Raw genomic sequence first — 26919 nt, forward strand, 5'->3', positions numbered from 1 at the left:
GCCGCATCTCGCGGCAGAAGGGGGAAACATGTCGAAACTGGTGGCCGTGATCACGGCCGAAGAGGCCGGGACCGAACGGCTCGGCACCCGGGCGGGGCTGGCGGCGGAAGCGCTGCGCAAGCATGCCCATGACGGCGGTCACGCGATCGCGATCGAATTCCATGACGGGGAGACGGCACGCGACGTGCTGGAGGCCACCGCCATTGCCGGTGCCGATGCGGTGCTGGCGGTGGGGGGCAGCGGCAGCGAGCCGCGCTTTGCCGGCAAGGCCGTGACCACAGCAGCGGTCGACGAGGTGCTGCGTGATCCGGCGGCCGTGCTCGCCCGGGCGCTCGCGGGGGACGCGGTGCCGGCTTCGGCATCCTCGGCCGCCCCCGCCGGCGGCCGGCGGATCGTCGCCATCCCCTCCTGTCCCACCGGCATCGCTCATACCTTCATGGCCGCCGAGGGCATCCTTCAGGCAGCGAAGGCGCTGGGGCACGAGGCGCGGGTGGAGACCCAGGGCTCGGTGGGGGCGCGGGACGGGCTGACCGCCGAGGAGATCCGCGCCGCCGATCTGGTGATCATCGCCGCCGACACCCAGGTCGACCTGTCGCGCTTCGACGGCAAGCGGGTCTATCTCTCCGGCACCAAGCCTGCGATCAATGACGGTCAGGGGTTGATCAACCGCGCCTTCGCCGAGGCGAAGCTTCAGGGCAAGGGCGCCGCGGCCCCGGATGATGCGGCTGCGGCGAAGGCGGCCGCCGGACAGGGATCCGGCCGCACGGGTCCCTATCGTCATCTGATGACCGGCGTCTCCTTCATGCTGCCCTTCGTCACCACGGGCGGCCTGCTGATCGCGATCGCCTTCGCGCTGGGCGGCATCTATGCCTATGAGGACGCCAATCAGGGCACGCTCGCCTATGCCCTGTTCCAGATCGGCGCCAAGGGCGCCTTCGCGCTGATGGTGCCGGCGCTGGCGGGCTATATCGCCTATTCGGTCGCCGACCGGCCGGGCATCGCGCCGGGCATGATCGGCGGCATGATCGCCACCCAGATCGGTGCCGGTTTCCTGGGCGGCATCGTGGCCGGCTTCATCGCCGGCTACGGCACCGCCTGGCTCAATCGCAACATCCGCCTGCACAAGAATCTCGAGGGGCTGAAGCCGGTCCTGATCCTGCCGATCCTGGGCTCGCTGCTCACCGGGCTGCTGATGCTGTTTGTGGTGGGCGAACCGGTGGCGCAGCTCCTGGCGACCCTCAGCGACTGGCTGCGCAACATGCAGGGCGGCAGCGCCATCCTGCTCGGCCTGATCATCGGGCTGATGATGGCCTTCGACATGGGCGGCCCGGTCAACAAGGCCGCCTATGCCTTCTCCACCGGCCTGATCGCCTCCGAGATCTACGGGCCGATGGCGGCGGCCATGGCGGCCGGCATGACCCCGCCGCTCGGCATTGCGCTCGCGACCAAACTCTTCCCCGGCCGGTTCACGGGTGACGAGCGCGAGGCGGGCAATGCTGCGGCCGTGCTCGGCCTCGCCTTCATCAGCGAGGGCGCCATCCCCTTCGCCGCGCGCGATCCGTTCCGGGTGATCCCGTCGCTGATGGTCGGCTCGGGCCTTGCCGGCGCCATCTCGATGGCGGTGGGCGCCCAGCTCAAGGTGCCCCATGGCGGCATCTTCGTGCTGCCGATCCCCAATGCCGTGGTCTCGCTCGGCGGCTATCTGGTCGCATTGATCGCAGGCACCGTGGTGACCGCGATCACGCTGCGCATCCTGAAGAAGCCGGTGGCCAAACCCGCGGCACCGGCCGCGGTTTAAGCCGGTCTGCCTTCGGGTTCGCGGGCGGGATGGCGATCATCCCGCCCGTTTTTTTGCGGGGGGCTGCCGCTCCTGCCAGGCGCCGAGCAGATCCTCCGCATCGGCGACCAGCCCCAGATGCATGGCGACGATCTTCAGCGATGCGGCTTCCAGATCCTCCGTCGTGCCCGCCACCAGATCGCGCAGCACCGTGACCCGATAGCCCATATTGGAGCCGTCGAAGGCGGTGTTGAGCACGCAGCAATCGGCCAGGCAGCCGTTCAGGATCAGCGCCTCGACGCCCATATTGCGCAGCAGGAAGTCGAGATCGGTGGGGTAGAAGGCCGAAAGCCGCTTCTTGCCCGAAACCACCAGATCGCGATCGTCGACCTCGGTCACGAACTCCGTCCAGCGCGAGCCTTCGATCGCATGGCCGTCGGAATTGGGGATCGGGCCGACATGAAGCGGGAACACCCGCCGCCAGGCCGATGGAATGCCGGCGATGTCGTCGACGCCACCCTTGCGCAGCGTGCTGCGGACATGGATCACCGGCACGCCGGCGGCACGCGCCGCGGCGTGAAACCGGTTCACGCCCCCGACGATCGCCCGCGCCCTGGGGGCGGGGCAGGGGCAGTCGGGATCATCCTCCAGATGGCCCCGATGCAGATCGATCGATACCACCGCCGTGCGGCCAGGGTTCAGATAGTCGTCGAACCCGGCGCCCAGCGGTTGCCGGGCGCCATCGATATAGACATGCATCACGCGCAGACTCCCCTTTGCGGCGCGACGATCCGGATCGCCGCGCCAGCATACGCAGGGGTGCAGGCGATGGTAGATGGCGCGGGGCGGGACATCCAGCCCCCAGCTGCACCGTCGTATCTGAGAATGCGCAGTCCAGGCCAAAGACTGCGCAGTGTCGGGGCATATGGGGTCACATATTTTGCGAATGAAAATGAATTGCAACTCAAGCCGATGCGATGGCATTCAGGGGCCAGGATGACGCCCCGTTTTCGGGGCAGGTCATGCAATTGATCGGGATCTGACCATGCGCCGCCTCCTCCTCGCCTCTACCGCGCTTTCACTCATCGCCCCGTCTCTGTCTTTCGCTGCGGAAGACGGTGCCACCATGCTGGCGCCGCTGATGGTCGAATCCGAAAGCGGCGAGACGCTGCAGCAGGACGGCTATGTCGCGATCCAGGGGCAGCAGGCGACCAAGGCTGATGCGCCGATCGCCCGGATTCCACAGGCGGTCTCGACCGTTACCCAGGCGCAGATGGAGGATCAGAAGCCGCGGACGCTGAGCGAGGCGATCAGCTATTCCGCCGGCGTCGATACCGGCACCTTCGGTTTCGACACGCGCTATGACGCCTTCAAGCTGCGCGGCTTCCCCGCCCATTACACCGGCATGTTCCGGGACGGGCTGCGGCAGTATAACGGCCCGTCGGCCTGGTTCCGCAACGATCCCTATACGGTCGAGGGCATCGCCATCCTCAAGGGGCCGGCCTCGTCGCTCTATGGCGTCAGCGGCCCGGGCGGGCTTGTCAATCTGGTCACCAAGCGCCCGAAGGATCAGCCCTTCCACGAGATCGAACTGCTGGGCGGCACCGACGACCGGCGTCAGGCGGCCTTCGACCTGTCGGGCCCCGTCGATGACGAGGGGCAGGTGCTCTACCGCCTGACCGGGCTTGCCCGCGCAAGCGATACCACGCTCGACGGCTATCCCGACGACAAGACCCTGATCGCGCCGGCCGCGACCATCCGCTTCGACGAGGACACGCAGCTCACCCTTCTCGGGGAATACGCGGATGCGACGGTGGGCGGGACCGCGGTCTTCTACAATCCCAGCTACGGGGTCGCCTCTCACCGCTATGCCGGCGATCCCGACTACAATGATTTCAACCAGATCCAGTGGCGGGCCGGCTATGAGTTCAGCCATCGGGTCGACGACGTGCTGACCCTGGAGCAGAAGCTGCGCTACACCGACGTCTCCTCCGACCTGGAATATCGCAGCTATCAGGTGGGCGGGCTCGCCTTTCCCTATTGGGGCCATTACCGCGAGGCCATGGACGCGGTGACCGTCGACACCCTGGCCAAGATGGTGTTCGACACCGGCAGCGTGACCCATGAACTGGTCACCGGGTTCGACTATACCCGGGCAAGCTATGATGCCTGGTCTGCCGGCAGTACCGTTTCGTCTGCCGCCGCGGCCGCGGCGCGGCTCGGCTATGGCGGCGGTCAGGAAACCGACCAGTATGGCCTTTATCTGCACGACCAGATGGTGTTCGGCGGCTGGACCGTTTTCGCCAGCGGCCGATACGACCGGGTCGATACCAGGGTCGTGGCAGCCGACCGCAGCAGCTCGGACCAGGACGACCAGGCCTTCTCGGGCCGGCTGGGGGTGTCCTATGCCTTCGAGAACGGCCTTACCCCCTATGCCAATGTCTCCAGCTCGTTCTCGCCCAATATCGGCCTGGTCTATGACGACCCCTATACCGGCACCGGCCGGGCGGCGGAGCCGACCCGGGCGCTGCAGAAGGAAATCGGCGTCAAATACCAGATCCCCGGCACCAACAGCCTGCTCTCGGCGGCGCTGTTCGATATCGACCAGGAGGACGGGGTGGTCTTCGACGCCACCACCGGCGTGAACAGGCAGCGTCAGCTCGACATGAATTCCCGCGGCATCGAGCTTGAAGCCGTGGTCTCGCTGGATGACGGCTGGAGCCTGGTCGCCGCCTATACCCATCAGCGGGTGAAGATCGAGAAGGGCATCGTCGGCGCTGAAGGCAAGGAGCTGTCGGCAACCCCCAACGACATCGCCTCGCTCTGGGTGCATTACGACATTGCAGACGGGGCTCTGGACGGGCTGGGCCTGGGGGCGGGCCTGCGCTATTTCGGCAAGAGCTGGGGCGACGACGTCAACAGCTTCGAGAATGACGACCGCGCCTTCCTGGATGCCGCCATCTCCTACAATCTCGCCAACCTGGGCCAGCCGGGCGCAGAGATCCAGCTCAACGCCCGCAATCTTTTCGACTCCGACGACCAGAGCTGCAGTGCCGGCTATTGCTATCGCGACGAGGGCCGCGTCGTCACCACCTCGCTGCGCTATCGCTTCTGATGGCGCGCCGCGGCCTCTGGTCGCTGATCGGCTCGATCGGCGGGCTCTATGTCGCGCAGAGCGTGATCGGCGGCGTCACCTGGACCGGGTTGCCGGCGATCCTGAGAGCAGAGGGGCTGCCGCTCGATCATGTCGGGCTGCTCTCGCTGCTGGTTCTGCCCTGGGCGCTGAAGGTGCTGTGGTCCCCGGCGGCAGAGCGCTGGCGCCTGCCCGCCCGAGGCGGCGACCGGTCCGCGCTGATGGTCGCGGCCGGCGGCGGATTTTCGGTGGTGGGCCTGGCATTGGTCGGGGCGATCGGGCCGGCCCCCGTGCTGCCGGTTCTGGCTGTGCTGCTGGCGGTCGCCTTCGCGACCGCCACCGTCGATATCGCCTGCGACGGCTATGCGGTCGAAAGCCTGCGCGAGGCGGAACTCGGCTGGGGCAATGCCGCCCAGGTCGGGGGCGCCTATGTGGGGGCCGCACTCGGCGGCGGGCTGCTGCTGGTGATCGTCGACCGGGCCGGCTGGCCGGCGGGGATCTGGACTATGGCGGCCCTGGTGGCCCTGCTCGGTCTGCCCTTCCTTGCCCATGCCCGCCATCGGGCGGGACGCAGGCCATCCGGCACCGGCCATACACCCTCGCTTCGCGCCACGCTCCGGCGGGCGGAGGTGCGGCGCGGGCTGGCGCTGACCGCCTTGTTCGTCATCGCCCAGAAGACCGCCATGGGCATGGTCGGTCCCTTCCTGATCGACCAGGGCATCGGCCTCGACGAGGTGGGCGTGCTCAACGGGCTGGGCAGTCTGGTCCTGGGCTTCACCGGTGCGCTGGCCGGCGGGGCGCTGGTCCGCGGGCTGGGCATCGGCCGGGTGATGATCCTGGCGGTTCTGCTCCAGGCCCTGGTGCTGGCGGGCTTCGCCGTCCAGGCGGTCACCGGCCTGCTGCCGCGCGAGGCGGCGATGGGGCTGGCGCTGGCCGGTGCCTCCTTCGTGATGCCGATCGGCTTCGTGGCCCTCTATGCCCAGTTCATGCGCTGGTCCGATCTCCGTCAGGCGGGGGTCGATTTCACCCTGTTCCAGTGCATGGACGCGTCGGTCAGCATGCTCGCCGGCCTGACGGCGGGGGTGGTGGCGCAGCATCTGGGCTATGGCGTCTTCTTTGCGTTCGCTGCAACCCTGGCGCTTGCGGCCCTGCCGCTCATCCGGCGGCTCCAGCCTGGGGTAGAATAACCTCCGCCGCCTCGGCGATCGCTTCCCAGGCGCGATCGATGTCTTCCGCCGTGCTGCAATAGGGCGGCATCAGATAGATCACATTGCCGAGCGGCCGGATCAGCAGGTCGCGGTCGCGGAAAAAGGCGCGCAGCCTTGGCCCGACCTCCGAGAGGTAGCCGGCTTCCGCCACGTCGAGGTCGAGTGCTGCGATGGTGCCCGTCCGGCGGACATTGCGGAAGCGCGGGTTCTGGCGGAAGCGGGTGACCCAGGCCTCCTGCCGGCGGGCGAGGGCGGCGATGCGGGCCACCACCGGTTCCTCCTGCCAGATCCGGAGATTGGCGAGGGCTGCCGCACAGGCGATCGGGTTGGCGGTGTAGGAACTGGAGTGGAAGAAGGTCCGGGCGCGGTCGGTGGACAGATGCGCCTCGAAGACCGGCCCCGTGCACAGCGTCGCCGCCAGCGGCAGGGTGCCGCCGGTGATGCCCTTGGACACGCACATGATGTCCGGGGTGATGCCGGCCTGATCGCAGGCGAAGAGCGTGCCGGTCCGCCCCCAGCCGGTCATCACCTCATCGGCGATCATCAGCGTGCCGTGGCGTTCGGTGATCCGGCGGAACTCGGCCAGCAGATGCGGCGGATACATTTTCATGCCGCCTGCCCCCAGAACCAGCGGCTCGATCAGCAGCGCCGCCGCCTGGCCGGTCCGGCAGAAGCCCTCCAGCGCATCCAGCGTCGCCTGTTCCCGGCCGGGTTCGGGGAAGGGGATGGTGTCGACATCGAAGAGCAGCGGCGCATAGGCGGCATTGAACACGCCGCGGGCGCCGGCCGACATGGTGCCGATGGTATCGCCGTGATAGCCGTGGTCCATGACCACGATCCGTGATCGCGGCGCGCCTCGGTTGTGGAACCAGCCCAGCGCCATCTTCAGGGCGACTTCGACCGATGTCGACCCGCTGTCGGAATAGAAGACATGGGCAAGGCCGGGCGGGGCGAGGTCGATCAGCCCCCGGGCCAGATCCTCGGCCGGCTGATGGGTGAATTCGGCGAAGATCACCTGGTCCAGACGCTCCGTCGCATCGCGGATCGCGGCCATGATCGCCGGCGGGCGATGACCATGGGTGATCACCCACCAGGACGAGATCGCGTCGAAGATCGACCGGCCCTCGGCATCGATCAGCCGGGCGTCCTCGGTGCGGGCGATGGCGCGGGTGACGGGTTCTGTCAGGTGCTGGCGGAACGGATGCCAGACTGGCGAGGCGGGGCCAGGCGAGTTGGGGGCAGACGAGACGGGGGCAGGCGCGGTCATCCTCTGATCCTTTCAAGACGGGCGAGATCGATCCCCTGGCGAATGGCTGGCGCCAGCGTGTCCGCGTCGAGCGGGTCCAGCCGGGGCAGGCGGCCCAGATGGGGCACCCCGCCACGCGCGGTGATGACGGCTTCGCTGTCGGGCCGGGCCTCGCCGATGAAGACGATGCCGGCGACCGGCACGCGGCGGGCCTGCAGGGCTTCGAGCGACAGCAGGCTGTGATTGATGGTGCCGAGCCCGGTGCGGGCGCAGAGCACCACCGGCCATTGCCAGCGGGCGAAGAGATCGGCGAAGACCACCTGCCGGGTCAGCGGCACCAGCACGCCGCCCGCCCCTTCGATCACCAGCGGACCGGCCGTCGTCGGCGGGTCGATGGCGTCCGGGTCGATGGCCACGCCATCGATATCGGCCGCCAGATGCGGCGAGACCGGGGCGGTCAGCCGCCAGGCTTCGGGCAGAACCCGTTCGGGTGGCAGTCGGCCAAGCCGGGCGGCCACCTCGGAATCGGTCTCGCCCTCCAGCCCCGACTGGACCGGTTTCCAGTAGCCGGCACCGAGGGCGGCGGCGAGGCCGGCTGCGACCACGGTCTTGCCGATGCCGGTATCGGTGCCGGTCACGACCAGATGTCGGGTCATGGCGTGGTCTCCTCGGCCACCGCAACGGCGAGGGTGGCGAACAGCGCTTCGATCGCAGCGGCATCGATGTTGAGGGTGATCGAAATCCGCAGCCTGGCGGTGCCCGGGGGAACGGTCGGCGGACGGATGGCGCGGATGTCGAAGCCGGCCGCCTGCATCCGTCGGGCGACGCGGACCGTGAGGGCATCATCGCCCAGGATCACCGGCAGGATCTGGGTGGCGCCGGTCGCAAAACCGTGCCGGGCGGCGGCGGCATGGGCGGTGGCGATCAGGCCATGCAGACGGCTGCGGCGTTCCGGCTCGTCGGCCAGGATCCTGAGGGCCGCCCGCACCGCGGCTGCCTGAAGCGGAGAGGGCGCGGTTGCATAGATGAACGGCTTCGCCCGGTTGATCAGATAGTCGCAGAGGATGGCGTCGGCGCCGACCAGGGCACCGGCCGCCCCCAGCGCCTTGCCGCAGGTGTGCAGCACGATCACCTCGGGCCGGCCCTCCAGCCCGGCGGCGAGGCCGCGCCCGTCCGGGCCGTGGACGCCGGTCGCATGGGCCTCGTCGATGAACAGGAAACCGTCATGGGCGCGGGCGATCGCTGCCAGATCGGCGAGTGGTGCGGTATCGCCATCCATCGAATAGAGGCTTTCGGCCACGATCCAGGGATGGCCGGTGCCGCCGGCCCGGCGCCAGCTGCGGATGGCGTCGTCCACCGCCCCGGCATCGTTATGCGGGACGGCGACGGATGCGGCCCGGCCCAGCCGCAGGCCGCTATGGGCGCTGGCATGGATCAGCCTGTCATGCACCACCAGGTCGCCATCCTGCGGCAGGGTGGCGAGCACCGCCTGATTGGCGGCATAGCCGGCACCGAAGAACAGCATCCGGTCGGCGCCGAAAAACCGTGCGGCCTCGGCTTCGAGCGCCTCGTGCTCGGCATGATTGCCGCGCAGCAGGCGCGAGCCTCCGGCGCCGACGGGCACGCCCCGGGCCAGGGCCTCGGCGACCGCGGCTGCCATCCGCTCCGCAGCCGCAAGGCCCAGATAGTCGTTGGAGGTGAAGTCGAGCCCCCCGCGGGGCATCAGCGTCCGGCGGCGGCTGCCCTCTGCCAGCTGCGCCAGCCGGTCGGCATGGCGGGCGAGGATCATCCCGCCGTCTCCGCGGTCATGCCCAGCCGGCGCAGCAGGGCGGCATCGCGGTCTTCCCCCGGATTGGCGGCGGTGAGCAGGGTATCGCCCACGAAGATCGAATTGGCCCCGGCCAGGAAGCACAGCGCCTGAAGCTCGTCGCTCATCGTGCTGCGCCCCGCCGTCAGCCGGACATGGGATCGCGGCATCAGGATCCGGGTGAGCGCGATGCTGCGCACGAAATCGAACGGGTCGATCGGATCGGCATCGGCGAGCTTCGTTCCCGGCATGCGGATCAGCATGTTGATCGGCACGCTTTCCGGCGGCTCGGGCAGGTTGGCGAGCGTCACGATCATGTCGATGCGGTCGGCCGCGCTTTCCCCCAGGCCCAGAATCCCGCCGGCGCAGACCCTGATGCCGGCGGCACGCACCCGCGCCAGTGTGTCCAGCCGGTCGGCATAGCTGCGGGTGGTCACGATTTCGGGATAGAAGCGCTCGGAGGTGTCGAGATTGTGGTTGTAGTAGTCGAGCCCGGCGGCGGCGAGGGTGTCGGCCTGATCGTCTGAGAGCATGCCGAGCGTCATGCAGGTCTCGAGCCCGAGCGCCTTCACCGCCTGCACCATCGCGACCAGGGTGTCCATGTCGCGATCCTTGGGGCCCCGCCAGGCGGCCCCCATGCAATAGCGGGTGGCGCCGCCATCGCGGGCCTTGCGCGCTTCGCGGACCACCTGCTCTACGGCCATCAGCCGCCCGGCCTTGAGGCCCGTGGCGTTGCGAGACGACTGGCTGCAATAGCCGCAGTCTTCCGGGCAGCCGCCGGTCTTGATGTTGAGCAGCCGGCTGAGCTGCAGCCGGTTCGGATCGAAATGCGCCCGATGCACCGATTGGGCCCGGAACATCAGATCTGCAAAGGGCTGGTCGTGGATCTCGCGCGCGGCCTCGTGTGTCCAGCAGGCGGTGCTTCGGTTGTCAGTTGCGGGGGAAGAGAAGATTTCGGCATGCATGGCATCCTCCTCGATCCGACCTTGCAGCTGAAGCGTCTGAACTTCCGAAGGATCAGATCATAGATAATCTATTATTGATGTGGCGCTAAAATGACTATATCAATCAGATCCACGGGGGCATCCATTATTATCATAGATAATCTATGAGTGAGGCCATGGCAGAGACCACCGCAGAACGCATTGCCCGTGTCTTGGGAGACAGGATCGTGTCGGGGGAGCTGGCGCCCGGCATGCCGGTGCGGCAGGACCGCATCGCCGAGGAATTCGAGGCGAGCCATGTGCCGGCGCGCGAGGCCTTTCAGATGCTGAAGGCCCAGGGGCTGCTGGTGTCGGAGCCCAGGCGCGGCATGCGGGTCGCGCCGCTGGATGCGGCCGCGGTGCAGGAAATGACCGAGATCCGGGCCTCGCTGGAGGCGCTGGCGCTGAAATATGCCGTGCCGAAACTGAATGCCGCAGCGCTGGAGCGGATCGAGCGGGCGCTGATCGCGGGCGACGAGGCCCGGACCATGGCGGAATGGGAGCGCGCCAACCGCGCCTTTCACCGCGAACTGGCCGCCCCCTGCCGGATGCCGCGGCTGATCGCGATGATCGAGGATCTGCAACTGGCCAATGCCCGGATCATCCTGTCGGCCAACCGCAGCGCCGGCTGGCGGCCCGGCTCCAATCTTGCCCACCGGCAGATCTTCGAGGCGCTGAAGGCGCGCGACGGCGCCCGCGCCGTCACCCTGCTCGATCAGCATATCCGGGTGCTGGAGCGGGCGGCGGCACCGGTGCCGAAGGCGGCACCAGCGACACCGGCAGGGTGACGGAACCATCGGCGCGGGCACCGGTTCGCCGGAGAGGTCACCGCCGGGTGACAACCGGATGGAGGTTCCGCCCATGTCCCGCCCGCTCCGCCATCACCCCTATGACGCACCTTCGGGCGGCTGGGGGTCGATGCAGTCGCTTGTCCGCCATGCCAGCCGTCAGCAGGTCTGGGGCAGTGCGCTTGGGGAACTGCCGCGCCAGAACAAGCCCGACGGCTTCATGTGCGTCAGCTGCGCCTGGGCCAAGCCGGCCGAGACCCATGCGGCGGAGTTCTGCGAGAACGGCGCCAAGGCGACCTTCTGGGAGCTGACCTCGAAACGGGCGACGGCCGATTTCTTTGCCCGCCACACCACGGAAGAGTTGCGGGGGTGGGAAGATTTCGACCTGGAGAACGAGGGGCGGCTGACCTGCCCGATGCGTCACGACCCCGAAACCGACCGCTATCTGCCGGTGTCGTGGGACGAGGCCTTCGCGGCGATCGGCCGCCGGCTGAAGACCTTCGATCCCGACCGGGTGGTGTTCTATGCCTCGGGGCGGGCCTCGCTCGAAGCCTCGTACATGTACCAGCTGTTCGCGCGGATCTACGGCACCAACAACCTGCCCGACAGTTCCAACATGTGCCACGAGACGACGTCCAAATCGCTGCCGAAGAGCATCGGCGTGCCGGTCGGTACGGTGGAGCTGGATGATTTCGAGCACACCGACTGCATCCTGGCCTTCGGGCAGAATGTCGGATCCAACGCGCCGCGGATGCTGCACCCCCTGCAGCGCGCGGCGGAGCGCGGGGTCTCGATGCTGGTCTTCAACCCGATGCGCGAGCGGGGCTGGCTGACCTTCGTCGATCCGCAGAACCCCGGGCAGATGCTGGCGGGGCGGCCCACGCGGCTCGCCTCGCGCTATTATCAGCCGCGGCCCGCGGGCGATATCGCCGTCATGACGGGCATGGCCAAGACGCTGCTGGCGCTGGACGATGCCGCGCAGGCGGCGGGGGAGCCGCGCGTGCTCGACCAGGCTTTCATCGACGAGCATTGCCACGGGTTCGGGGATTTCGAACGGATGGTCCGCAAGACCGGCTGGGACGAGATCGAGCGCAATGCCGGCCTGACCCGCGAGGCGATCGAAGATGCCGGCCGCATCTATGCCCGCGCAGAACGCGCGATTGCGATCTACGGCATGGGGCTGACCCAGCACAGGCTTGGATCCGACAGTGTCGGCATGCTGGTCAATCTGCTGCTGATGCGGGGGCAGATCGGCCGCATCGGCACCGGGATCCTGCCGGTGCGCGGCCATTCCAACGTGCAGGGGCAGCGCACCGTCGGCATCGCCGACGCCCCGGCACTGGTGCCGATCGACCGGCTGGGCGAGATGTACGGCTTTGCGCCGCCCCGAAAAAAGGGCTTCGCCACGGTGGAGGCCTGCGAAGCCATGCTGGAGGACGGCGTCGACGCCTTCATCGGCCTTGGCGGCAACTTCCTGCGCGCGGTGCCCGATCATGCGCGGATGGAACCCGCCTGGGGCCGGCTGAAGCTGGCGGTGCATGTGGCGACCAGGCTGAACCGCAGCCATCTGGTGACGGCGGAAGAAACCTATCTTCTGCCCTGTCTGGGCCGTCTGGAAGAGGATGTGCAGGCCGGCGGTCCGCAGGTGGTGACGATGGAGGATTCGACCGCCCATATCCATGCCTCGCGCGGGCGGGCGCGGCCGGCAAGCCCCGATCTGCTGTCGGAAATCCGGATCGTCGCCGAACTGGCCAAGGCCACGCTTTCCGGAGCCGCACGGGTGCCCTGGGACGACTGGGTGGCGGATTACGGCCGCATCCGCGATGCCATCGCCCGAACCTTCCCCGAAGACTTCCACGACATGAATGCGCGCATGTTCACCCCCGGCGGCTTCGCCCGCCCGCTGGCGGCACGCGACCGGCGCTGGAACACCGACACCGGCAAGGCCAATTTCCGGACACCCGCCGCGCTCAATGCCAGCTTCGACCCGGATGACGACGACACCGTCTTCCGGCTGATCACGCTCCGCTCCAACGACCAGTTCAACACCACGATCTATGGCTATCGCGACCGCTTTCGCGGCATCGACGGTTCGCGGATGGTGGTGATGATGAACCCTGAGGATGTCGACCGGATGGGGCTGGTGTCGGGGGCAAGGGTGGAGCTGACCACGGTTGCCGAAGACGGCATCCCCCGCCGCAAGGCCGGGCTCACCCTGCTGGCCTATGACGTGCCCAAAGGCTGTCTCGCCGCCTATTACCCGGAATGCAACGTGCTGGTGCCGCTCTCTCATCACGAGCGCGACAGCCTGACGCCGGCAGCCAAATCGGTGCCGGTCAGGATCGCCGCCGAGGTGGGCGATGCGCGTGTCCGAGGCGGCCGCCCTCAGATCGAGGCCATGTAGCCGCCATCGACATAAAGCAGGGTGCCGGTGACATAGGCGGCGGCCGGCGAGGCGAGGAAGACGGCGGCGCCGATCAGGTCGTCGACCTCTCCGAAGCGGCCGGCCGGGATGCTGGCCCGCATGCGGTCGGCCCAGGCCTCGTCCTCGAAGAAGACCTCGGTCATGTCGGTGCGGAAATAGCCGGGACCGATGCCGTTGACCCGGATGCCGCGGCCGGCCCATTCGGTGGCAAGCGTGCGGGTCAGGCCCAGAAGACCGCTCTTGGAGGCACCATAGGCGGCAGCTGTCGGCACGCCGACCTCGGAGGTGAGCGAGCAGAGATTGATGATCGCGCCGCCGCCGGCGCCGCTCATGATCCGGGCGGCCGCCTGGGCGCAGAAGAAAGCGCCTTTGAGATTGGTGTCCTGGATCCTGTCCCACAGGGCCTCGTCGACATCCAGCGAGGGGCAGACCTGTTCCATGCCGGCATTGTTGACCAGGATGTCGAGCCCGCCGAGCTTTTCGGCGGCCTGCGCCACCCCGGCACGGATCTGTTCGACCGAGGAGACGTCGAAGGGCACGGCGACCGCGCGGCCGCCGGCGCCGATGATGCGTGCGATGACCCCTTCGAGTGCCGCCGCATCGCGGCCCGAGACCGCTACCGCGGCCCCGGCCCCGGCGAGGCCCGTGGCCAGCGCCCGGCCGATGCCGCGGCTGGCGCCGGTGACCAGTGCCTTGCGGCCGGCCAGGGAGAAGCGGGAGAGGACGGAGGTGGCGGTCTCTGACATGAAAGACGATCCCGGGCGCTGAAGGACAGGGTGGCGTTCGGGTGATGATCGGACGCGGGCGATGCGGTATCAATCCTTCCATCGCGTGCCGGCGGCAATCGCCGGCATCGCCCATGACCCCGAGGCCTGCCCGATGACTGCGACCGCCGCCACCACGTCCTCTGCCGCACAGGCTCCCACCGCGCTCGCTCGTGATCTGACCCGCGCTGGCCGCATCGCCGAAGCCGAGGCGGTGATTGCAGGCCTGGTGGCCGAGGTGGCGGACTTCACCCCGGCGCGGGTGACCATCAACCGCGACGGCTACAGCCTGAATTCGGTCAACGGCTTCGTCGAGGCAGCCGATGGCCGGTCCTTCTTCTTCAAGTTCCACCAGGAGGAGGACGAGGCCGAAACCGTGGGCGAATACTACCGCGCCGAGTTGCTGGCCGGGGCCGGATTTCCGGTCGACCGTCCGGTGGTCGCCTCGGGCGCGGTCGGCCGGCAGATCCTGATCTATGCCCGGCGCGATCAGCCGCGGCTGGCCGATCTGGCCCGCGCGGTGGAGGCGGAGGCGCGCGGCATCGGCGGGCCGGCGCCGGTTGCGGCCGTGCGGCTGATTGCCGCCCAGGCCGATGCCGACCGGCTGGTCGCCGATCGCTATCTGGCGACGCTTCACGACATCACGGCAGACGAGGCCGCCGCCGAGCCGCTGCACCGGCTGTTCCATGACCGGCTGATCGATCACGGCGCGCCGGAGCGGCCGGGCGGGCGGATGGCCCGGTTCTACGAGAGCCGGGTCTTTCATCTGGGCGGCCGGGCTGAAGTGCCGGACCTGACCCTGTCCTGGCATCAGCTCAAGGATCTGCGCTGGACGGTGGGCGGCATCACCTATGACCGGGGCCTGGGCGCGCTGTTCGACGAGGCCCGCGCGCGGCTGCTGCCGGCCCGCTTCGCCGGGGCCGGCGTCGTTGCCCATGGTGACGCCCATAATGCCAATGTCTGGTTCGAAACCGGGGCGGACGGCATGGCCGACCGGCTGGTCTTCTTCGATCCGGCCTTTGCCGGTGCCCATGTGCCGGCTCTGCTGGCCGAGGTGAAGGCCACCTTCCACAACATCTTCGCCCATCCCTTCTGGCTGTATGACGCGGCGGTGGCCGAGGGGCTTTACACCGTGCGGGCGCGGCTCGATGCCGACGGGCGGGGGATCACCATCGATCACGATCATGATCCGGGCCCCCTGCGCCGGGCATTTCTGGCGGCCAAGGGGGATCTGCTCTGGCGACCGCTGCTGCAGGCCCTGGCGGCACGCGGGCAGCTTGATGCAGACTGGCGACGGGTGGTGAAGCTGGCGCTGTTCTGCTGCCCGACCCTGGTGATGAACCTGCGGGCCGGCCCCGATGGTGGCCATCACGGCCCCGCCGCCTCGGCGCTGGGGCTTGCGATCGCGGTCGCCATGGGGGCGGAGCCTGCGGGCGGCGCCGCCGATCCGCTCTCCACCATGCTGGACGCCGTCACCCCCTGACGGAACCCGCCCGTGCCGCATGCTGCGGCAGGCCGGGCGGGCGATCTTGACAGTTTTCCGACGATCCGGTGGACTGGCCGCCGAACCCTTCCCTGGAGCAGAACATCGATGTCCGCAGATGCAGCGGCGACGCCCGAGATGGTGCGCGTCGACCGGGTCAGCCGGAGCTTCAACGGCACCAAGGCGGTGGACGAGGTGTCCTTCACGCTGGCGCGTGGGCGTTTCCTCACCATCCTCGGCCCCAGCGGCTCGGGCAAGACCACGCTGCTACGCATGATCGCGGGCTTTCTTGCCCCGACGGGCGGGGAGATCGTGCTGGGTGGCCGGCCGGTTTCGGCCGAGCCGCCGCATCGCCGGTCGATCGGTATGGTGTTCCAGAAGCTGGCGCTGTTCCCGCACATGACCGCAGCCGAGAACGTCGCCTATCCGCTGCGCATGCGCCGCTTCGACGCCCGCACCATTCCGGATCGGGTTGAACGCTATCTGGAACTGGTCCGGCTGGGCGGCTATGGCGGCCGGCGGATCCACGAGCTGTCGGGCGGGCAGCAGCAGCGCGTGGCGATCGCCCGCGCCCTGGTCTTCGAACCCGATCTGCTGCTGCTCGACGAACCGCTGGCGGCGCTGGACAAGAAGCTGCGCGAGGAGATGCAGCTGGAATTCCGCCGCATCCAGCGCGAACTGGGTGTCACCACCATCAACGTCACCCATGATCAGCGCGAGGCGCTGGTGATGTCGGACGAGATCCTGGTGATGGATGGCGGCCGCACCCAGCAGCTGGCGGCACCGGTGGAGACCTATCGCCGCCCGGCCAATCCCTTCGTCGCCGGCTTCATCGGCGTCACCAATCTGCTGGAGGGCCGCGCCCTCACCGCCGGCGGCCAGATGGTCGCCTTCGGCAATCTGGAATGCCAGGCCACCCCGGTGGGGACGGGCGAGATCGCAGCCGGTACGCCGGTGACGGTCTCGATCCGCGCCGAGCAGCTGCGCATCGCCGATGATGCCGATGCGCTCGACACCGACGGTGCCGGCGGCGGGCTGGAGGTGATCGTGCGGGCGACCATCACCGAGGCGATCTTCGAGGGCGAGCGGTCGGTCTATGCGGCCCGGGTGCCTGCGCTCGGCAATGCGGTGCTCCGGGTCTTCGATCATGATCCCGCCGCCCATCGCGCCTGGACGCCCGGCCAGTCGGTGCATCTGGGCTGGACGGCGCGCGACCTGCTGGTCTATCCGGCGTGAGCGATGACCCCGGCCTACGACGACCCCCGGCCTAAGACTTCACGATCCAGGGACGGCCGCCGCATGCGGCCTGCAAGAACAGGGAACAGGGCGATGACCAAGCATGACGACGCGATGCGCGGCGCCAGCCGCCGTCAGGTGCTGAAGGGCGGCATGATGGCCGCGGCCGGGGCGGCGCTGACCGGTACCCCGGCGCTGGTTCTGGGCCGCCGGGCCTTTGCCGCCGAGCCGGCCAAGCCGGCCGAGATCATCGTCCGCGCCTGGGGCGGTGTCTGGGTCGAGGCGCTGGACAAGGGCGTGTCGCAGAGCTTCACCGAGGCGACCGGCATCCGTGTGCGCCACGACCTGACCGAGGACAACGAGATCCAGCCCAAGATCTGGGCTGCCGTGGCGCAGAAGCGGGTGCCGCCGATTCATGTCAACTGGGACACCTCGACCAACGCCACCAAGTCGGCGCTGCGCGGCGTGACCGAGGATCTGTCGGATCTGTCCAACCTGCCGCAGCTGCTGCCGGTGGCGAAGCCGGTCGGGCTGGAGGGTTGGCCGATCGTCAACACCTATTCCTATGTCTACGTGCTGGCCTATCGGACCGAAGCCTTCCCCGACGGCGCGCCGAAGAGCTGGACGGTGATGCTCGACCCGAAGTTCAAGGGCCGGGTCGCGCTCTACAATGACGGCATCGGCTTCCACCCGGCGGCGCAGGTCGCGGGCGGCGGTAAGGTGTCGGACATTCCGGCCAACATGGAGCCGGCCTGGGCGTTCATCCGCAAGCTGAAGGCGCAGCAGCCGCTGCTGGGCGAGGATCCGGATTTCACCAACTGGTTCCAGCAGGGCGAGATCGACGTCGCCTGCACCATCATCTCCAATGCCCGCGAAGCGAAGCAGAACGGCATCAAGGTCGATTGGACCGTGCCGGAAGAGGGTGCCAAGGTCGATACCGATGCGCTCTGGGTGCCCAAGGGTCTGCCCGAAAGCGAGCTGTACTGGGCCAAGCAGTATGTGAACCACGCCATTTCCAAGGGCGCGCAGCAGGCCTGGACCGAGAAACTGGGTCTTCCCGGCGTCCAGCCCGGCCTGACGCCGCCGGCCGACCTGGCGGGCGACCCGGCCTATCCGACCACGCCTGAAGACTTCGCCCGGCTGATCAGCGTGCCGACCCCGGTGCTGGTCGAGCACGAGCGCGAATGGTTCCAGACCTTCAAGGAGATCATGCAGGGCTGACGCCCTGTGCTTTCCAAGGTCATGCAGGGTTGACACCCTGTGGGCGGCACCGGCGCAATCCGGTGCCGCCCGATCCGTGACACATCTTCCGAGGATGCCGGTCGCCGCCATGCTCCGCCCGTCGAAACGCGCCTATCCGCTGTCCTGGCGGCTGCTCGATGCGGCCGAGGCGGCCGTGGGGCTGATCCGCCCGAAACGGCCCGAGTTGGTCGTGCCTGCCCTGTTCCTTGCCCCCGCCATCCTGCTGGTCGCGGTGCTGGTCTGGGGCCTGGTCGACATGGCATCCGACAGCCTGCATATGCTCGACACGGCGACCTTCCTGCCGGCCGAGGCGATGAGCCTCGGCAATTACGCCCAGCTGATCGACCGGCCGATCTATGCGACCGTCATCTGGCGCAGCCTGCTGGCGGGGGTGATCGTGACCGCGGCGACCCTGCTGCTCGCCTTCCCCTATGCCTATGTGATGGTGCGCACGCCCTCGCCGGTGATACGGCGGGTGCTGCTGATCAGCCTGTTCCTGCCCTTCTTCATCGGCCAGGTGGTCCGCGCCTATGGCTGGCTGATCATCCTGGGTGCCAAGGGCATCGTGAACGGCGCGATCACCGGGCTCGGGTTTGAGCCGCTGAAGCTGATCTATACCTACGAGACCATCCTGTTCGGGCTGGTCCAGTACATGCTGCCCTTCGCCGTGCTGCTGATCGCGCCCGCAATCACCGCGATCGGCGAGGAGGTGGAGATGGCGGCCTCCTCGCTCGGCGCCAACTGGTGGCGGGGCTTCGCGACCGTGGTGCTGCCCATGGCCCGGCCGGGGCTGATCGCGGCCGGGGTGGTGGTCTTCACGCTCACCCTCACCGATTTCGCCATCCCCAACATCCTGGGCGGCGGCACCAACGACTTTGCGGCCAACGCCATCTACGACGCCTTTTTCCGGATCTCGGACAGCGGGCTCGGGGCGGCACTCGCCATCGTGCTCACCTTCCTCGGCAGCACCATCGTCGGCATCATCCTGGCGATCGCCGGGGCCGGCACGCTCGGCATGGGCGGGCGGGCGCCTGCAAAGGGAGGCGGAGCATGAGCGCTGCCGGCAATACCCCCCGCTCCAAGCGGCTGCTGCTCTGGTCGGTGATCGGCTTCGATCTGCTGATCCTGGCCCTGCCGACCCTGATCGTGCTCGGCGCCTCGTTCACCGCCGGCAATATCGTGACCTTCCCGCCCGACGGCCTGTCGCTGCAATGGTACGAAAAGGTGGTCGGCGCCTACGAACTGCGTCAGGCTTTCTGGCGGTCGCTCTGGGTGGCGGTGGTCTGCACGCTGATCAGCCTGCCGGCGGGCACGCTGGCTGCCATCGCGCTCGCCCGCTGGCGGATCGCCTTCGGGCGGACGCTTCAGGTCTATCTGCTGCTGCCCTTCACCGTGCCGCTGATCGCCTCGGGCATCGGCATGATGCTGCTCTTCGGGCGGATCGGCATTCTGGGCCAGCTCTGGCCGGTGGGGCTTGCCTGTGCGGTGATCAACCTGCCCTTCATGATCTGGGCGGTGGGCGCCTCGGTGAACGCGCTCGACCCCGATCTTGAGAATGCGGCGGCCAATTGCGGCGCGCCGCCGGTGCAGACCTTCCTGACCGTCACCCTGCCCGCGGTGATGCCGGGTGTGATCACCGGCGCGCTGCTGATGTTCGTGCTCGCCTTCAACGAGTTCCTGGTCAGCCTGCTGCTGGTCGATGCGCGCATCGTGACCCTGCCGGTGCAGATCTATAATTCGATCCGCAGCGTGATCACGCCGGATCTCGCGGCGGTGTCGGTGGTCTATATCCTGGTCGCCGCCCTCGCCATCCGGGCTCTCGACAAGCTGGTCGGGCTCGACCTGTTCCTGCGCTCAAAATGAGCATCTACCTCCCTGAGGAGTCCTGCGCCATGCCGGCCGTCAACCTCCACGACCTTTCGACCCTCGACGCCGCCGCCCGCGCCGACCTGCTCAAGCGCGCCGAAAGCGATCTCGGCCCCTTCCTCGACAAGGTCCGGCCGATCATCGAAGCGGTGTGCACCGAGGGAGATGCGGCGCTGGCCCGTTTCGCCCGTGATTTCGACAGGGCGCCTGTCGATCCGGCCCGGATCAAGGTCGAGCCGGAGGCCTTTGATCGGGCCTTCGATCAGGTTGAGCCCGAGGTGATCGAGGCGATCCGCTTTGCGGTCGACAACATCCGCCGCTTCCATCAGGACCAGAAGCCCGAAGAGATGTGGCTGCACGAGGTGCGCCCCGGTGCCTTTGCCGGTGACCGCTTCCTGCCGATCCCGTCGGTCGCCTGCTATGTGCCGCGGGGCAAGGGCTCGTTTCCGAGCGTGGTGATGATGACCACGGTGCCGGCGGTGGTGGCGGGCGTGCCCGAGATTTCAATCATCACACCGCCCGGTCCCGATGGCGAGGTCGATGCGGCGACGCTGGTTGCGGCACGGCTCGCCGGTGTCGAGACGGTCTACAAATGCGGCGGCGCCCAGGGTGTCGCGGCGGTGGCCTATGGCACCGAAACCGTCCGCAAGGCGGTGAAGATCGTGGGCCCCGGCAGCCCCTGGGTGGTGGCGGCCAAGCGCCTGCTGTCGGATGTGATCGATCCCGGCATCCCCGCCGGGCCGAGCGAGGCGATCATCTTCGCCGACGATACGGCGGATGGACGGCTGGCGGCGCTCGACCTGCTGGTCGAGGCGGAGCACGGCCCCGACAGCTCGGCCTATCTGGTCACCACCAGCCGCAAGGTCGCCGAGGATGCGATCGCGGCTCTCGACGGCTACTGGGCGAAGATGGGCGAGCAGCGCCGCGGCTTCTCGACCACCGTGCTCACCGGCCCGCGCGGTGGCGTGGTGCTGGCCCCGGATCTGGAGGCGGCCTATGCCTTCATCAACGACTATGCGCCGGAACATCTGGAAGTGCTGGGTGACGAGCCCTTCGCTCATCTGGGACAACTGGTGAATGCGGGCGAGATTCTGCTCGGCAACCGTACCCCGGTGACGCTCGGCAATTTCGTGCTCGGGCCCAATGCCGTGCTGCCGACCAATGCTGCGGCCCGTACGTTCTCGCCGCTGTCGGTCTTCGACTACATGAAGCGGTCCTCGGTCGGCTATGTCACCGCCCGGGCCTATCCGGAGCTTGCCCGCCATGCCGGCGTGCTCGCCCGCTATGAGGGCTTCGAAGCCCATGCCGCCGCGGTCTCTGAAGTGCGCGACACGCTGCTGAAGCGTTGATCGCGGTCCAGGCGACCGGTTCAGCCGACATCGCCACGGCGCAGCGCCTGATCGCGAACCTCGCGCGGGGTGCGGCCGTGGCGGCGGCGGACGGCGTCGGTGAAGGCGGCATGGCTGGCGAAACCGGCCTCATAGGCGATCCGGGCGATGGTCAGATCGCTCGTCCCCGGATCCATCAGCATGTGGAGGCCGGCGGCGATCCGGGTCTCGCGGATCAGTGTCTGGACCGTATGGCCGCTGCCGCGCATCGCCCGATGCAGATAGCCGGGGCTGATGCCCAGCCGTTCCGCCACGGCCTGGGGCGTCAGGCCGGGATCGGTGGCCTCGGCGCGGATCAGGGCTTCGGCCCGCCGGCGCAGCGCGGTCAGCCCCGGGGTGGGCGGGGCGGCGGCGGGGGGTGCTGCGAACATCAGGGCGATCAGGTCCAGCAGGGCCCGGGCGGCGTGTTCGGCACGTCGCTGGTCGACCGGTTTCGGGGCCTCAAGCAGGGCGTCGATCATGGCGGTCACCGCCTGCAGCAGGGCAGGGTCTGCGGCACGCTGCCCGTCGGTCACGGCGGGTGCGACCGCGAAACCGCCGCCCGCACATGTCACCGCCGGCGGGATCTTCACGCAGACGCTCGTCAGGCCCTCGACGCATCGAAAACCGTAAGGGCGGGACAGATCGGTGACGAGCGCCTCGCCCGGGCGGACATAGCCGGATCGGTCGCCCTGGCAATGGATCATCCGGCCCGACACCGGTATCGACACGGAAAACCCGGCCACCTCGTCCTGCCGGATGTGCGCCTCGCTGCGGATCACGGTGCAGTCGTCGCAGGTGAATCTGGTCAGCGACAATGGCCCGACCCGTCTTTCGACGATCCGGGCATGGAAGGGCTGACGGTCGGGAATGACGTCGAACGAGCAATAGATGTCGGTGACCGCTTCGCGCCACCGCTCAACACCTGGTAGTGACCGGCAATCCAGGTCGAGGATCCGGACCCCCATGATGACTTTGCGCTCCACGACCTGAACAAGTGCCAACGGCATATTGGATGTCGTGGAGAAAAGAGCATGCAATGGCAAACGCCGTGATGATGCATATTGCATCACACACGAACGGTGTTTCGCCTTTCAGGTCACCCGGTCGAAAGCTTTTGTACACGCGACGGCAAGACGCCGGTCTGACCGACGCCTTATGCTCGTCACATATCGACCAGCCGCCTGAGGCGATTATGGTCGATGTACCGATCCGTTCCGGGGGCACATCGCCTTGTGCTGGCGGCCCTTGTGCTGACGGAACGGGTCGGGCGGGCCCGCGTGCGGTCCCGACAGGGCAGTGTCGGGGCCGCACGCGGTTCGTCGTGGTGGTCAGCCGATGGCTGGTTCAGAACCGGTAGCCGACACCCACGCCGAACAGCCACGGGTCGATGTCGACATCGGCCTTGATCGAGTTGTTGATCGTGACGTCGGTGTTCAGGAACAGCTTCTTCACGTCGATATTGGCGACCCAATGGTCGTCGATCGCGAAGTCGACACCGGCCTGCAGGGCGAAGCCGAAGCCATTGTCATAGTCGATGTCGATGCCGGCCGGGGTGTCCTCGTTGTAGAACACGGTGTAGTTCACGCCGGCGCCGACATAGGGACGGATCTTGCCGTCCGGAATGAAGTGGTACTGCGCAGTCAGGGTGGGGGGCAGCAGCCAGACGCTGCCGAGATCCACACCGCCGACCGAGGTGCCCTTGGCCTTCACGTCATGCTTGGTCGTACCCAGGATCAGCTCGAAGGCGATGTTCTGGGTGGCGAAATAGGTGATGTCCAGCTCGGGGATGACCGAGTTGTCGATCGACACGTCACCGCCGATCGGGCTGATCGATGCGCCCTCGTCGGGGACCACGGCCACACCGCGGACGCGCAGCATCCAGGGGCTCTTGTCTTCGGCGGCGGCAGGCGCTGCACCGGCAAGAGCACCGGCAAGGGTGCCGGCGGCGACGAGGGCGGCGAGGCCGGCGGCCTTCAGGGCGCGGGGGGCTTTGTTGAGCGTGGTGGTCATTGATCTGGCCTTCGTTGGCAGCGGTCACCGGCCGGACTGCGGCGGCCTTGTCATGCACGGCCCGCCCTGCAGCCGGTGGTCCGGAACTCTCCGATACGTCACCGGTCGATGGCCCCATAAAGCGCCTGTGTCCTTTTTCGGGCGTTGATCTGGATCAACCTCCGGCATGGATGCGACCGGATGTCGCGCTGCCTGTTGGCGCCCCGTTCTGGAATTGCCGTTTTTGATCTTGCGCAAGGAAGCCCTGCGGCGGGCCGGGCAGGATCACGGCAATCAAGGTCACGCCCGGAGAGGTCAACGCCCATGGCAACCGTCGTCGAACTCCGCCCTGCCGTGCAGACATCCCCCGCCGCGCCGCGCCGCGCCGAGGTTGCGCAGACGGCCCTGCGGGCCGCGCGTCTGCCGCGCTACACCAGCTATCCGACCGCCTTGCAGTTCGATGCTGCGGTGGGTCCCGATCAGGCGGCTGCATGGATGCGGGCGGTACCGGCGGACGAGCCGGTGTCGATCTATGTCCACGTGCCGTTCTGCGACACGCTGTGCTGGTTCTGCGGCTGCCACACCCGGGTGGTGAATGTGCGCGGACCCATCGAGGCCTATGTCCGCAGCCTGGTGGCCGAGATCGAGATGGTGGCCGGGATGCTGGGCCGGCGGCATCGGGTCAGCCATCTGCATTTCGGCGGCGGCAGCCCGACCATCCTGGAGCCGGGTGATATCGATCTGATCTTCCGGACACTGACTCGCGCCTTCGATATCGGGAGCGAGGCCGAGATTGCGCTGGAGATCGATCCCCGCGACCTGGATCCGGCGCGGCTGGATGCCTGGGCGACGGCTGGCGTCAACCGGGCGAGCCTGGGTGTGCAGGATCTGGATCCCGAGGTTCAGAAGGCGATCAACCGCATCCAGCCGGCCGAGGCGACCGCACAGGCGGTGCAGGAACTGCGCGCGCGCGGGATCCATGCGATCAACATCGATCTGGTCCACGGCCTGCCCCACCAGACCGTCGAGGGCGTGATCGCCACCGTCGATCAGGTGCTGACCCTGGCCCCCGATCGGGTGGCGCTGTTCGGCTATGCCCATGTGCCGACCCTGAAGCCGCATCAGCGCCTGGTGCCCGAACATGCCCTGCCGGGGGCGGTCGAACGGCTGGAACAGGCCGAGGCGGCCGCGCGGCGGCTGATCGCGGCCGGCTATGCCGGCATCGGCCTCGATCATTTCGCCCGACCTGAGGATTCGCTGGCGGTGGCCCAGCGTGAAGGCCGGCTGCGGCGCAATTTCCAGGGCTATACCACCGACATGGCGACCGCCATTCTGGGCTTCGGCCCGTCGGCCATCGGTGATCTGCCGGGCGGCTATGTCCAGAACACCACCGATGTCCGGGCCTGGCGCGAGGCGATCGCCGCCGGCCGGCTCGGCACGGTGCGCGGCGTCGCCGTCACCGCCGACGATCTGCTGCGCCGGGCGGTGATCGAGCGGTTGATGTGCGACCACGCGGTCGATGTGGCAGCGGTCGCCGCCGGGCAGGGCCGCGACCCTGCGGAGCTTGCCGATGCCTTCGCGCGGCTGGCCCCGCTGGAGGCGCGGGGCGTGGTGGTGCGCGACGGCTGGCGGCTGACGGTGCCGGCGGGCATGACACCGGATGTGCAGCGTGTCGCCACCTGTTTCGATACTTATCTTAACCCCGCGGTATGGGCGATGGTCGCGGCCGAATAGGGGCCAGCCCTTCTTTCGGCCGCGCCACGCGGCATCACTTCGGGGGGAAGAGCGGGTCGAGCGCCTGCGGCATGAAGGCATCGGCCCATTCCTGGACGAAATGCCCGCCGTCTTCGACCTCGATCGGCGGCGGGCAGCCCCGGATCACCTGATGCAGGGCGGTCATCGCCGGCTTGCCCAGCACCGGGTCGGCCATGCCGATCACCATCGACGACCGGCCCGACCAGTCCGATCGCCACCAGTCGCGGGCGGCACGCGACAGCGGCGCCCCTTCGGCATCCGGATGATCGGGGACCAGCGACGGGAAGACTCGGGCACCCGCCCGATAGCTGTCGTCGGGATAGGGGGCGTCATAGGCGGCGGCCTCTTCCGGCGTCAGATGCGGACAGCCGCGCTGGAAGAGTTTCGAGATCGAGAAATCCGGGCTGTTGGCGACGAAATCGCGCCAGGCCTCGAACCCCTTGCCCAGCGGCCGGTCGCCGGTGCCGAGGGCGGTGTTCATGACCAGAAGCCCCTGGAAGCGTTCCGGCATCTCGGGCGGCAGCGTCAGGCCCAGCAGCCCGCCCCAATCCTGCACCACCAGGATGATGTTGTGGAGGTTCAGCCGCTTGATCAGCTCCACCAGCATGCCGCGGTGGAACAGAAAGCCATAGGCGCGGTCGTCGGTCAGCTTGTCGGAGCGGCCGAAGCCGATCAGATCGGGCGCCACCACCCGGCCGCGCGCGACCAGCTGGGGGATCATGCGGCGATAGAGATAGCTCCAGCTCGGCTGGCCGTGCAGGCAGAGAAAGGTCGGCGCGTCGGCCCCGGCATCGGCGACGGCGGCCGGCTCGTCGACACAGGCGATGCGGATGCCTTCATAGCCGGGCAGATCGTCGAGGTAATGCGGCACATAGGACCAGCCGGGCAGGTCCAGGAAGCGCGCATCGGGCGTGCGCAGGATCTGGGTCATCGGGCGTTGTCTCCGGAATGGCTTCTCATGCCGCCGCCGCATGCGGCGGCGGCAGGGCCGGTTGCAGGACGGGGCTCGTCCCGCAATCCAGCATAGGCCATCCGGTTCCGGAGATCAGCCGAGGAGCGTGACCGCGTCTGCGACCAGCCGGGCGGCGATCGCCCACATCACCAGCGCGATGATCCCGTCCAGCACCCGCCAGGCGGCGGGCCGGCGGAACACCGGCACCAGCAGCCGCGCGCCCCAGCCCAGCGCCGAGAACCAGCTGATCGAGGCAAGCGCGGCGCCGCCCACGAACCACAGCCGCTCCGGCATCGGGTGGCGCCCGGAAATGCTGCCCAGCAGGACGACCGTGTCCAGATAGACATGCGGGTTGAGCAGGGTGACCGCCGCGACGGTCCCGAGCGTCGCGAGAAGCGGGGCAGGGGCCGCTTCGGAGGGCAGGAGACGGCCCGGATGCAGGGCGCGGCGGGCGGCCATCAGGCCATAGATGCCAAGGAAGAGCGCGCCCGCGAGCGACACGTATCCAAGCAGGACCTCGTGACCGGCGATCAGCGAGCCGAGGCCGAGGGCACCGGCGCCGATGAGCAGCGCGTCGGTGGCGGCGCAAAAGGCGACGATCGGCAGGACATGGGCGCGGATCAGGCCCTGGCGGAGGACGAAGGCGTTCTGGGCGCCGATCGCAATGATCAGCCCGGCACCGAGGGCAAAGCCTTCGAGTGCGGTTTCGATGGGAAGCGACATGGAAAACGAAACCCGTCTGCGGGAATGGTCGGGGCCGCCTGTCGATGCACGACATCATCGCCCGCGCCGGTCTGTCGGGGCGGGGCGGGCGGCGGGAGGTGCTCGCACGGCAACCGGGCCGTGCGGGCCTCAGACCTTCCGGCGGCTGATTTTCTCGAGATAGGCCGAGACG

Annotated in this window: 22 protein-coding genes; 12 read left to right on the top strand and 10 right to left on the bottom strand. The window is 68.4% G+C overall.

The features are described from left to right. Positions 1-28: 28 nt before the first annotated feature. Positions 29-1798 carry a PTS fructose transporter subunit IIC gene (locus tag CMO28_RS12715; protein WP_296713986.1) on the top strand — a complete coding sequence of 590 codons (1770 nt, stop codon included), beginning with the start codon at positions 29-31 and terminating at the stop codon, positions 1796-1798. A gap of 36 nt (positions 1799-1834) precedes the next feature. Here the strand turns inward: CMO28_RS12715 and CMO28_RS12720 are convergent, their stop codons facing one another. Further along, positions 1835-2536, bottom strand: coding sequence for a cysteine hydrolase family protein (locus tag CMO28_RS12720; protein WP_296713988.1), 702 nt, complete (start codon positions 2534-2536; stop codon positions 1835-1837). 286 nt (positions 2537-2822) lie between these two features. Here CMO28_RS12720 and CMO28_RS12725 point away from each other — a divergent pair, with 286 nt between their 5' ends. Beyond that, a complete protein-coding gene (locus CMO28_RS12725; RefSeq protein ID WP_296713990.1) occupies positions 2823-4892 on the top strand; it encodes a TonB-dependent siderophore receptor in 2070 nt (689 codons plus the stop codon). Continuing rightward, entirely contained in the window at positions 4892-6097 is a 1206-nt protein-coding gene (locus CMO28_RS12730) for an MFS transporter (RefSeq protein WP_296713993.1), read from the top strand. Before CMO28_RS12725 ends, CMO28_RS12730 begins: the two co-directional genes overlap by 1 nt. On the opposite strand, the gene CMO28_RS12735 is transcribed toward CMO28_RS12730, so the two are convergent. From CMO28_RS12735 to bioB, 4 genes are read right to left on the bottom strand one after another with little or no spacing between them, the layout of a single operon-like run. Continuing rightward, on the bottom strand, positions 6066-7385 hold the full coding sequence (locus CMO28_RS12735) for an adenosylmethionine--8-amino-7-oxononanoate transaminase (RefSeq protein ID WP_296713995.1): 1320 nt from the start codon (positions 7383-7385) through the stop codon (positions 6066-6068). The two genes, CMO28_RS12730 and CMO28_RS12735, sit on opposite strands and share 32 nt — an antisense overlap. Beyond that, positions 7382-8020: a dethiobiotin synthase gene (bioD, locus tag CMO28_RS12740; RefSeq protein WP_296713997.1), complete on the bottom strand. Its 639-nt coding sequence runs from the start codon at positions 8018-8020 to the stop codon at positions 7382-7384. Before bioD ends, CMO28_RS12735 begins: the two co-directional genes overlap by 4 nt. Then, positions 8017-9153 carry an 8-amino-7-oxononanoate synthase gene (locus tag CMO28_RS12745; RefSeq protein ID WP_296713999.1) on the bottom strand — a complete coding sequence of 379 codons (1137 nt, stop codon included), beginning with the start codon at positions 9151-9153 and terminating at the stop codon, positions 8017-8019. Before CMO28_RS12745 ends, bioD begins: the two co-directional genes overlap by 4 nt. After that, complete coding sequence (bioB, locus tag CMO28_RS12750) at positions 9150-10136, bottom strand: biotin synthase BioB (protein WP_296714001.1); 987 nt, start codon at positions 10134-10136, stop codon at positions 9150-9152. Before bioB ends, CMO28_RS12745 begins: the two co-directional genes overlap by 4 nt. A gap of 155 nt (positions 10137-10291) precedes the next feature. Between bioB and CMO28_RS12755 the strand changes: the two genes are divergently transcribed. Together CMO28_RS12755 and CMO28_RS12760 are read left to right on the top strand one after the other, a co-directional pair. Beyond that, positions 10292-10942 (top strand): GntR family transcriptional regulator, encoded by a 651-nt coding sequence (locus tag CMO28_RS12755; RefSeq protein ID WP_296714003.1) that lies wholly within the window; start codon positions 10292-10294, stop codon positions 10940-10942. Positions 10943-11015: 73 nt separating this feature from the next. Continuing rightward, entirely contained in the window at positions 11016-13346 is a 2331-nt protein-coding gene (locus CMO28_RS12760; protein WP_296714005.1) for an FdhF/YdeP family oxidoreductase, read from the top strand. On the opposite strand, the gene CMO28_RS12765 is transcribed toward CMO28_RS12760, so the two are convergent. Then, positions 13328-14113, bottom strand: a complete 786-nt coding sequence (locus CMO28_RS12765) for an SDR family NAD(P)-dependent oxidoreductase (RefSeq protein ID WP_296714007.1) — start codon at positions 14111-14113, stop codon at positions 13328-13330. The two genes, CMO28_RS12760 and CMO28_RS12765, sit on opposite strands and share 19 nt — an antisense overlap. Positions 14114-14345: 232 nt before the next feature. Between CMO28_RS12765 and CMO28_RS12770 the strand changes: the two genes are divergently transcribed. The 6 genes from CMO28_RS12770 to hisD all read left to right on the top strand — a co-directional run bounded on the left by CMO28_RS12770 (position 14346) and on the right by hisD (position 21307). Next, positions 14346-15614, top strand: a complete 1269-nt coding sequence (locus tag CMO28_RS12770; RefSeq protein WP_416370970.1) for a hypothetical protein — start codon at positions 14346-14348, stop codon at positions 15612-15614. 138 nt (positions 15615-15752) lie between these two features. Further along, positions 15753-16850: an ABC transporter ATP-binding protein gene (locus CMO28_RS12775; protein WP_322111345.1), complete on the top strand. Its 1098-nt coding sequence runs from the start codon at positions 15753-15755 to the stop codon at positions 16848-16850. Between the two features lie 114 nt (positions 16851-16964). Next, a complete protein-coding gene (locus CMO28_RS12780) occupies positions 16965-18071 on the top strand; it encodes an ABC transporter substrate-binding protein (RefSeq protein WP_372021054.1) in 1107 nt (368 codons plus the stop codon). 109 nt (positions 18072-18180) lie between these two features. Further along, the gene (locus tag CMO28_RS12785) at positions 18181-19146 is read left to right on the top strand and encodes an ABC transporter permease (protein ID WP_296714014.1); all 966 of its coding nucleotides are present in this window, start codon (positions 18181-18183) and stop codon (positions 19144-19146) included. Next, the gene (locus CMO28_RS12790; protein ID WP_062768658.1) at positions 19143-19955 is read left to right on the top strand and encodes an ABC transporter permease; all 813 of its coding nucleotides are present in this window, start codon (positions 19143-19145) and stop codon (positions 19953-19955) included. Before CMO28_RS12785 ends, CMO28_RS12790 begins: the two co-directional genes overlap by 4 nt. A gap of 29 nt (positions 19956-19984) precedes the next feature. Beyond that, positions 19985-21307, top strand: coding sequence for a histidinol dehydrogenase (gene hisD, locus CMO28_RS12795; protein ID WP_296714017.1), 1323 nt, complete (start codon positions 19985-19987; stop codon positions 21305-21307). A gap of 20 nt (positions 21308-21327) precedes the next feature. On the opposite strand, the gene CMO28_RS12800 is transcribed toward hisD, so the two are convergent. Beyond that, positions 21328-22293, bottom strand: a complete 966-nt coding sequence (locus CMO28_RS12800) for a helix-turn-helix domain-containing protein (protein WP_296714019.1) — start codon at positions 22291-22293, stop codon at positions 21328-21330. A 379-nt stretch (positions 22294-22672) separates the two neighbouring features. Further along, positions 22673-23338 carry an OmpW/AlkL family protein gene (locus CMO28_RS12805; RefSeq protein ID WP_296714022.1) on the bottom strand — a complete coding sequence of 222 codons (666 nt, stop codon included), beginning with the start codon at positions 23336-23338 and terminating at the stop codon, positions 22673-22675. Between the two features lie 303 nt (positions 23339-23641). On the opposite strand from CMO28_RS12805, the gene hemN reads away from it, so the two are divergent. After that, entirely contained in the window at positions 23642-25051 is a 1410-nt protein-coding gene (hemN, locus tag CMO28_RS12810; protein WP_296714023.1) for an oxygen-independent coproporphyrinogen III oxidase, read from the top strand. A gap of 34 nt (positions 25052-25085) precedes the next feature. Here hemN and CMO28_RS12815 read toward each other — a convergent pair whose 3' ends face one another. Together CMO28_RS12815 and CMO28_RS12820 are read right to left on the bottom strand one after the other, a co-directional pair. After that, the gene (locus CMO28_RS12815) at positions 25086-26003 is read right to left on the bottom strand and encodes a haloalkane dehalogenase (RefSeq protein WP_296714025.1); all 918 of its coding nucleotides are present in this window, start codon (positions 26001-26003) and stop codon (positions 25086-25088) included. Positions 26004-26117: 114 nt separating this feature from the next. Then, positions 26118-26747 carry a LysE/ArgO family amino acid transporter gene (locus CMO28_RS12820; protein ID WP_296714027.1) on the bottom strand — a complete coding sequence of 210 codons (630 nt, stop codon included), beginning with the start codon at positions 26745-26747 and terminating at the stop codon, positions 26118-26120. Between the last annotated feature and the right edge of the window lie 172 nt (positions 26748-26919).

Origin of the sequence: Tistrella sp. (assembly GCF_002684955.1) — a bacterium.
In the GTDB taxonomy this organism is placed as follows: Bacteria; Pseudomonadota; Alphaproteobacteria; order Tistrellales; family Tistrellaceae; genus Tistrella; species Tistrella mobilis.

Coding starts and splice junctions, on each gene's coding strand:
- CMO28_RS12715 (WP_296713986.1), top strand. CDS start 29: ATGTCGAAACTGGTGGCCGTGATCACGGCCGAAGAGGCCGGGACCGAA.
- CMO28_RS12720 (WP_296713988.1), bottom strand. CDS start 2,536: ATGCATGTCTATATCGATGGCGCCCGGCAACCGCTGGGCGCCGGGTTC.
- CMO28_RS12725 (WP_296713990.1), top strand. CDS start 2,823: ATGCGCCGCCTCCTCCTCGCCTCTACCGCGCTTTCACTCATCGCCCCG.
- CMO28_RS12730 (WP_296713993.1), top strand. CDS start 4,892: ATGGCGCGCCGCGGCCTCTGGTCGCTGATCGGCTCGATCGGCGGGCTC.
- CMO28_RS12735 (WP_296713995.1), bottom strand. CDS start 7,385: ATGACCGCGCCTGCCCCCGTCTCGTCTGCCCCCAACTCGCCTGGCCCC.
- bioD (WP_296713997.1), bottom strand. CDS start 8,020: ATGACCCGACATCTGGTCGTGACCGGCACCGATACCGGCATCGGCAAG.
- CMO28_RS12745 (WP_296713999.1), bottom strand. CDS start 9,153: ATGATCCTCGCCCGCCATGCCGACCGGCTGGCGCAGCTGGCAGAGGGC.
- bioB (WP_296714001.1), bottom strand. CDS start 10,136: ATGCATGCCGAAATCTTCTCTTCCCCCGCAACTGACAACCGAAGCACC.
- CMO28_RS12755 (WP_296714003.1), top strand. CDS start 10,292: ATGGCAGAGACCACCGCAGAACGCATTGCCCGTGTCTTGGGAGACAGG.
- CMO28_RS12760 (WP_296714005.1), top strand. CDS start 11,016: ATGTCCCGCCCGCTCCGCCATCACCCCTATGACGCACCTTCGGGCGGC.
- CMO28_RS12765 (WP_296714007.1), bottom strand. CDS start 14,113: ATGTCAGAGACCGCCACCTCCGTCCTCTCCCGCTTCTCCCTGGCCGGC.
- CMO28_RS12775 (WP_322111345.1), top strand. CDS start 15,753: ATGGTGCGCGTCGACCGGGTCAGCCGGAGCTTCAACGGCACCAAGGCG.
- CMO28_RS12780 (WP_372021054.1), top strand. CDS start 16,965: ATGCGCGGCGCCAGCCGCCGTCAGGTGCTGAAGGGCGGCATGATGGCC.
- CMO28_RS12785 (WP_296714014.1), top strand. CDS start 18,181: ATGCTCCGCCCGTCGAAACGCGCCTATCCGCTGTCCTGGCGGCTGCTC.
- CMO28_RS12790 (WP_062768658.1), top strand. CDS start 19,143: ATGAGCGCTGCCGGCAATACCCCCCGCTCCAAGCGGCTGCTGCTCTGG.
- hisD (WP_296714017.1), top strand. CDS start 19,985: ATGCCGGCCGTCAACCTCCACGACCTTTCGACCCTCGACGCCGCCGCC.
- CMO28_RS12800 (WP_296714019.1), bottom strand. CDS start 22,293: ATGGGGGTCCGGATCCTCGACCTGGATTGCCGGTCACTACCAGGTGTT.
- CMO28_RS12805 (WP_296714022.1), bottom strand. CDS start 23,338: ATGACCACCACGCTCAACAAAGCCCCCCGCGCCCTGAAGGCCGCCGGC.
- hemN (WP_296714023.1), top strand. CDS start 23,642: ATGGCAACCGTCGTCGAACTCCGCCCTGCCGTGCAGACATCCCCCGCC.
- CMO28_RS12815 (WP_296714025.1), bottom strand. CDS start 26,003: ATGACCCAGATCCTGCGCACGCCCGATGCGCGCTTCCTGGACCTGCCC.
- CMO28_RS12820 (WP_296714027.1), bottom strand. CDS start 26,747: ATGTCGCTTCCCATCGAAACCGCACTCGAAGGCTTTGCCCTCGGTGCC.